General features: G+C 43.7%; 7 protein-coding genes and 1 pseudogene. 4 read left to right on the forward strand and 4 right to left on the reverse strand.

What is annotated here, in order from left to right; genetic code table 11:
• Nucleotides 1-314 (forward strand): annotated as a pseudogene (locus AACQ21_RS02940) (EamA family transporter); the annotation flags it as partial.
• 59 nt (nucleotides 315-373) lie between these two features.
• Complete coding sequence (locus AACQ21_RS02945) at nucleotides 374-943, forward strand: glutaredoxin domain-containing protein (protein ID WP_010320515.1); 570 nt, start codon at nucleotides 374-376, stop codon at nucleotides 941-943.
• Nucleotides 944-1,153: 210 nt separating this feature from the next.
• Here AACQ21_RS02945 and AACQ21_RS02950 read toward each other — a convergent pair whose 3' ends face one another.
• From AACQ21_RS02950 to AACQ21_RS02960, 3 genes are all read right to left on the reverse strand, one after another.
• Complete coding sequence (locus tag AACQ21_RS02950) at nucleotides 1,154-1,288, reverse strand: hypothetical protein (protein WP_013868100.1); 135 nt, start codon at nucleotides 1,286-1,288, stop codon at nucleotides 1,154-1,156.
• 103 nt (nucleotides 1,289-1,391) lie between these two features.
• The gene (locus AACQ21_RS02955) at nucleotides 1,392-1,742 is read right to left on the reverse strand and encodes a hypothetical protein (RefSeq protein WP_166538161.1); all 351 of its coding nucleotides are present in this window, start codon (nucleotides 1,740-1,742) and stop codon (nucleotides 1,392-1,394) included.
• A 124-nt stretch (nucleotides 1,743-1,866) separates the two neighbouring features.
• A complete protein-coding gene (locus tag AACQ21_RS02960) occupies nucleotides 1,867-3,063 on the reverse strand; it encodes a multidrug effflux MFS transporter (RefSeq protein ID WP_105976709.1) in 1,197 nt (398 codons plus the stop codon).
• Between the two features lie 134 nt (nucleotides 3,064-3,197).
• Here AACQ21_RS02960 and AACQ21_RS02965 point away from each other — a divergent pair, with 134 nt between their 5' ends.
• Complete coding sequence (locus AACQ21_RS02965) at nucleotides 3,198-4,082, forward strand: LysR family transcriptional regulator (protein ID WP_026027569.1); 885 nt, start codon at nucleotides 3,198-3,200, stop codon at nucleotides 4,080-4,082.
• Nucleotides 4,083-4,297: 215 nt separating this feature from the next.
• Nucleotides 4,298-6,130 (forward strand): putative bifunctional diguanylate cyclase/phosphodiesterase, encoded by a 1,833-nt coding sequence (locus tag AACQ21_RS02970; RefSeq protein ID WP_105976710.1) that lies wholly within the window; start codon nucleotides 4,298-4,300, stop codon nucleotides 6,128-6,130.
• 52 nt (nucleotides 6,131-6,182) lie between these two features.
• On the opposite strand, the gene AACQ21_RS02975 is transcribed toward AACQ21_RS02970, so the two are convergent.
• Nucleotides 6,183-7,448: peptidoglycan DD-metalloendopeptidase family protein (locus AACQ21_RS02975; RefSeq protein WP_258174193.1), on the reverse strand; the 1,266-nt coding region annotated here is incomplete at its 5' end.

A 7,448-nucleotide genomic window follows, 5' to 3' on the forward strand; every position in this document is an offset into this window, starting at 1 on the left:
TACTGATCACACCGTTCAATCTACTGCTCGCTTTACCAGATTGGCAAACACCTCAAGGGAGCACTCTATGGCTCATATTGCTTTTTGCGGGTGCGATGACAGCACTGGCTCAATGGGCGATAGTTAAAGCCTATGCGGTGGCAGATGCGTCTTTTGTGCAACCTTTTGATCACGCGAAGCTGCCACTGAATGTTTTGGCGGGTTGGTTAGTGTTTGGCTGGGCACCACCCGGGCGATTATGGCTTGGCGCTGCCATCATTATCGCTTCAGTGGCCTTTATTACTCATTGGGAAACAAAAAAATCTTCGCGTTGAAATAAAAAGTCACTCAACTCTTTCCTATTCTCTAAGCAATGCTTCTTGAGGAAAACACGATGGCAAAACCGATAAAAATCACACTATACCGATGGGCTGGAAGTTGGGGTCCATTTAAAGTCACCATCCCTTGCGGCGAGTGTACGCTCACCAAGGACATTTTGACTGACACCTTCAATAATGAACTGGAGGGCATTCCCATCGAGTTAGAAGTCAAAGACTGGCTATCGTACTGGTGGGAACCCTTGAAATTGGGCGCATGGCACGCCCCAATATTGGTCGTTGAAGGTAAAGTGATCAGCCAAGGAGAAGCGTTAAATCGAGGTGTTTTGGTTCAATCTGTGATCAAAGAGTGGGCACAACGTGACGAGTTAACTGGCAATATTGTGTATGGAAAAGCCACTTGCCCGTACTGCGTAAAAGCAAAGAAATTGCTGGATGAAGCAGGAATTCAATACACCTATCATGATGTCGTCAAAGAAAGTGCGGCGCTGTACCGGATGATCCCAGAAGTTAAAGCCATCATTGGTCAAAAAACGCCCGTCACTGTGCCACAAATTTGGCTAGAAAGCCGCTATATCGGCGGGTGTGATAAATTGGAAGATTGGCTAACCAAAAAAAGTCAGTAGTGCCCCCCCCAGAGTATCTGGTTACTTTAGAAGAAAAAGTACTGACGCCTCAGAAACCGCCGACTCTTTAGTCAGTAATGGTATACGGACTCTTTGTGGACGAATGGTGGACGAATGGTGGACGAATTTGCACAGTCATTTTTACCCCAGTAAATAAAGCAAAGCCCCAGCTTGTTACCAAGCTAGGGCTTTTTAATTCTTAGGCATTCACTATTTGCTGAATTTCTTCACTAGCGTTTTAATGAAAGACTTTTTCTTTGCTTGTGGTTTGCCATGCATTGCATCATACATCGCTTTTTTTGCGATCAGTTGACCAACGTAAGCACCACCTAATTCATAACCCATGAATCACCTCAACATGTAATTTATTTACCTAACGAGGTGTATATTAGTCCAAAAAAGAACAAAAACAAGACTTGAGTCACAAAATAAAGTAATTAATTTTCAGTTAACCGCGTTTAGGCTGCTTATAGGTTTTACCAGCAGCCAAGTAAGTTTCTTTCTGCTTAACTTCAAACATGGTTTCAAAAAACCAAGCAACAAACTTAATAACGTCATCGCCTTCATTCATAATGTGTTCGACAAACTCTTCTTCTTCACCTTGCTCATTTTCTTGCAACACGACGTGGTAAATGCGTTGCTCCCTATCCACTTCGGCTAAAGCAAACTGACCCACTAACGATAAGGCTGCTTCAGCAATATCTTGATCTTCAAATACTTTCAGCATATCTAACGCTTGAGGAAGTGTTTTTTGCTCGCACAAGCTTTTGACTAATGCTTGAAATTCATCTTGTTGCATTGATTTTTCCGTCGAATTAATGTCGCCGAGATTATACCTCAAATTATTTCTCTTGTGCCGACATGTACGATGTAAATGCACCACTAGACTTAAACCACTTCAAACCGGAAGGGTATAAACAGCATTAAGCGAATTTGGTTTGACGTAAGCGATAGGAAGAACACAACACCAAAAACATAGCGCAACTGGTTGCTAAATAGAACCAGCCTAGCGACATCTGACTCGTGATCCATCTTTCCACCAAGTATCCCCCTAAAAATCCAGCTAAACACATTTGAATGGAGCCAGATAGAGCCGCAACGGAACCCGCTTGAGTTTTGTGTGGCCCGAGCAGCATGCTGGTGGATAATGGAAATGAGATACCTTGCGCAATCGTTAACCAAGTAAATCCCCACACTAAATTGAACACGCTCATCGGTGTTATCAGTAACCAAACACCGGCAAAAGCCATAATGACAATCGCCAAAGCAAGTAAACGTTGGGATGAAAAACGATCATTGAGTAAGTTAACGGCAACACTGCCTATCATCAAACCCGCGGAAGGGACGATCATTACGGTTCCATAATCGGCGGCCGTTAACCCCAGCTTGTTTTGCAAGAGAAAAGGCAGCACCGACAGAGTCACTAAACTAGATAAATAGCTGATCCAGTTGTAACTGGCGCTGGTCAGCACTTGGGAATTTTTCAAGAGTAGCAAGTAGTTATGCAATACGGCCTTCGGTTGAAACCGATGTTTCGCGTATGGCAACGTTTCTGGCAATATCCACCAACCTAAAATAAAAATGGTACAGATATACACTAATACGAACACAAACACGGACTGCCAACTTAAATGAAAGGCAAGCCACCCACCGAGCACAGGGGCAATAATTGGCATAATTGAGGCGGTGATGGCGATGTAAGAAAGCGCCTTTGTTAATTGCAGACCATCATAACTGTCACGCAGCACACTGCGGCCAAGAACAGAAGCACTTCCCGCGCCAAGCCCTTGCAGTAGGCGACCAGCAGCCAACGCATGAAAATTATCCGAAAAACAGACACACAATACTGTACCGGCCAAGTAGATCCCCTGCCCGAGTAAAAATGTCGGGCGTCTACCAACCGCATCAGACAATGGCCCGTAAAAAAGCTGTGACATCCCAAACGTCACTAAAAAGAGCGTGACGAGCCATTGAATACTGGCTTGGTCAACCATTAAGTCTCGGCTGATCAACGGCAGTGCAGGTAAATAGATGCTCACCCCAACTTGGCCCGTGGCAATGATCATCATCGCCAATAACATCGGCGTCTTTTTAAATGGTGTGCTAGCGAGAGTTTTCATGGATTGCTAAGTGAGCTCTTATCGTCGGTAGGTGTGGTGTCAAAATACGTTTTCAGTATATATTGGCAACTCAGATTTGATAATAAAGCACTCAGGAAATGAATTAGTTCCAATGAGGAATGAGTAGGGTAACGATGGATTGGATACAAAATGTTAAAACATACATGCGAGTGGTTGAAGAAGGCAGCTTTAACGGCGCGGCACGTAAGCTCAATACCACCAGCTCAGCCATCAGTAAACGAGTACATTGGCTGGAAGAGAAAATTGGCGTGCAGTTACTTAAGCGCACCACACGAACGGTGACACAAACCGAAGCGGGTGCTCTCTTTTATGAGCGAGCAAAAGCACAACTTGAAAGTTGGCAATCGGTGGTTGATGAAACACGATCTGTCAGCCAAACTCCCGCTGGCCTACTAAAAATTGGGGCGACACTCTCTGTGGGCTCAAAATTTTTGGTGCAGTATTTAGATGAATTTCTACAGCGCTACCCTGACATTCGAATCCAACTGACCACAACAACTCCGGGGCAATTGCCCGAACTTCACCTTGATTTATTCATCAGCCGAGAAATTGACCAACTCAATTCCCTCAGTTTTAAAGCCTCCCCCCTATTTGAACATAGGGCCGGCTTTTATGCTTCTCCTAACTATATTGAAAAATATGGTATGCCTAAATCCGCCGAACAGCTTCAACAGCACAATGTCTTGATTTGGGGAGAACACACAACGCGCGAATTAAAAACCTCAACAGGCAAACGCCTATCGTTATCGGGCAATTTCGCGACAACCAATCCAGAAGCACTTTTCTATGCAGGCAAAAATGGCATGGGAGTGATTGTCACCAACGACGTGATGGTCAAAGAAGAGCTACGTTTGGGCAATCTGGTACGTTTGCTACCCGATATCACCGTTGATCAAGCAACGGTTTACGCTTATTACCCTAAACTTGATTATCAACACACTCGAACTCATTTATTTCTCAACTACTTAAAAGAAAAATTAACGAATGAAGCTAGGTAACTAAATTGGGGTTACGTCTATTTCCATCACACAATTGTCCACCAGAGCAAATTTATCCTAGACAAAAAAGTACTCATAAAACTCTGCAACTAAGCCGCTGAATAACCAATATTTTATTTTTTTGCGTCTCAAGTACCCATCATTGCGAGTGGCAAAACTGCGCAATGTCGACCATAGTCACTAAGTGCATATTCTAAAAAAACAGAGTACGACATATGACTAAAACATCATTGGCTAGGGATGCAGTTAGTCTAAACACCATTAACGAGCTCATGCTGCTCGATGGCTCTGAGTTACATGATCGAGCCACATTGGTGCTGCATACACATTTTCAAACCTGCTGTACATGCATCGTCGAGTTAGACAAATGGCATTACAGAGCTCACACCTTATCTCATGCTGGTGAGACGCCAGACAACAACGACACGGGTTATCCGCTCAGGGGAACACCGTGTGAGCAAGTGTGGAAATCAAAACAGGAATACTGTCTGTTTCCATCACAAGTGACCAAAATTTTTCCTGATGACAAGTTTCTAATTGAAAATAAGATTGATGCCTATATCGGTATTCCCCTACGTGCCAAGAATGGCGAAATACTCGGAATGCTCGTGTCTACCTTCTATTCTCCCATCGAAGATGAGGAATTCGTGATTGGCTACCACCGAATCATTGCGAACATAGTCGTTCACAGCCTGCGCAATAAGTGGTTGAGCGAACGCTCTGACAGCTTGGTTAATCAACTTAGTTACGAAGTTTCTCACGACAACCTGACCGATTTAATGAACCGCAGTTATCTAGCTGACAAATTAGAACGCTTAGTTGAAACAACCAATGAACCGTTTACTCTTGCTTATTTAGACATCGATAATTTTAAATCGATCAATGACTTATATGGGCACTATATTGGCGACCAAATCATTAAGTTTGTGGCTAATGCCATCATTCAAAGCGTTCCGGAAGAGAATTTGGCATTTCGAATCGCTGGGGATGAATATGCGTTTATCACCTTCTCTAATGATCCGTTGCAAATCTGCCGCTGTATATTGGATAAGCTAAATACAGGTTATGTCGATGCATCACATCGCATTAAAATTAGCTTAAGCATTGGCATTTCAAGGAAAACTCAAGAGACAATCACGGCCGATCAACTGATTCTCAATGCCTGTTTAGCACTCAAAGAGTGTAAGCAAACTCGCGGTAGTAATATCCGTTGCTATGATACCCATCTGAGTGACCAATACCATCGTCAAACCCAAATCACAGAAGCTCTACGCCGTGAACTCAATAAGTTAACCAGTAAAAATAGTGAGCTATTTGTGGTGGCGCAACCGATCGTCAGTCGTCACCAAGAACAGTGGAACTATTTTGAGATTCTCACTCGCTGGAATAGCGAAACTCTGGGTGCGATTTCACCGATTGAGTTTATCGACACTGCTGAGCAGTCAGGTTTAATTGTGGAATTAGGAGAACGCATTGTTGAGCTGGCATGCCTAGCAAAAGTTGAGCTAGAGGAGGGCTTAGGCTACAAGGTAAAATTAGGACTTAACTGTTCGGCACATGAACTGATCAACTCCAAGCGCTATCTCGAACACTTAATGCAAACCATTACTCAATACGGCTTTGAGCCTAATGAATTCACAATTGAGCTCACCGAAACAGTACTACTTTCACAAACCAGTGAAGTTAGATACATCTTAGATAAGCTCAGACTACTTGGTTTTACCATCGCGCTTGATGACTTTGGCACTGGCTATTCGAGCTTGAATTACATCCATAGCTACCCCATCGATTGCATTAAAATTGATGCCACTTTTATCAAAAACATGGTGTGTAACGAAACAGCGGAGCGCGTAGTTTGGTTGATTATTCAATTGGCAAATCAACTTCGAGTTGATCTCGTCGCAGAAGGGGTGGAGAACCAAGAAGCTCTGGAGAAACTCTATGCTATGGGCTGTGAACAGATCCAAGGTTACTATTTTTCAAAGCCAGAAACACCGCACTCTATCGTGACTCACTGGAACAACATGAGCCATGTACGGCGCGCATAAAAAACCCTCACTCTGAAAGTGAGGGATTACTAATATCCATTATGCTATCACATTAAGACTCTTGGTCAGCCGAAGACTCACTGGTGGCATACCGCAGTTCTTGCTGCTGAAGCATAGAATCGAGTTCATTACGCCTTGCAACAAACCCCGCCATCTCTTTTTTAGGCACTGAGTTTGCCATTGGTATGTTGGCGGTCATGGCATTCACTGCGCGATCTCGAACCATCAGCTCATAATGCAGATGAGGCCCAGTGACTCGGCCCGATTGCCCAGATAAACCGATCCGCTCACCTCGCGATACTTTCTGACCTTTACGCACTAAAATTTTACTCAAATGCAAATAGCGTGTTTTGTAAGTACTGCCATGTTGTATCACCACGTAATTACCCGCATAAGGGTGCTTACGCGTCATGATCACCGTACCATCGCCAGTCGAGAATACCGGAGTACCGACTGGTACACCAAAATCAGTACCATTGTGCGGAGCCACTCTTTTTGTGACTGGGTGCAGGCGATGCGCATCAAAGTTAGAGGTAATGCGTTTATTTGTCGTCGGATAGCGTTGAAATGCGCGCTGTAAACTATCGCCATTTTTGTCATAGTACTGCCCATCACGGTGTAAATAAGCAGAAACGTCTTTGCCTCGACTGTAGATTTTAATCGCTTGGATTTCACGATTGCCCGTCGATTTCTCACCGACAAATTGACGAGATTGAACCACTTCAAATCGATCGCCAACCCTAAGATCACGAGAGAAATTGAGTTTATCTTTAAGTAAAGAGACGATCTGTTCTATCTCAGCGCTGCCTAACCCTATCGAATTGACCGACTGAGAAAAGCTGCCTTGGATCTCGCCAACCATGGCGAACTCTTTCCATACACCCGGTATTTTAACATCTTGAAACTCATAGGTACCATCATCTAAACGTGAATATACCGCGCGCTCGACTAGGCTAAATTCTAGCTCCATTTTGGAAAGCGCATTTCCATTTTGCGCTTTCCAAAACCTGAGGATGTTGCCAGGTTTTAACGTATCCAATGCGAGGTAGTTTAAATCGGTTTCCATAATCTTCATCAAGTCTTGGTAACCAAAGCCAAGTTGATTAAAGATAGTACTTAAATTGTCACCAGATTTAATCTCATATTCAAAATCCGGAAGATTTTTTACCTCAATAGCATCAGATAAAATCGACTGAACAATTTGAGTTTCGGTAATAGAGAGCTCAATTTGGCGCTGTAAGGAGCTATCCTGAATAGACGAGGAAAATGCGATGGCCGCGACAATCGGTAGGCCAATAATCGACGCTTTTTTTGGAAG

Origin of the sequence: Vibrio sp. V01_P9A10T6 (assembly GCF_963877065.1) — a bacterium.
Taxonomy (GTDB): Bacteria; Pseudomonadota; Gammaproteobacteria; order Enterobacterales; family Vibrionaceae; genus Vibrio; species Vibrio anguillarum.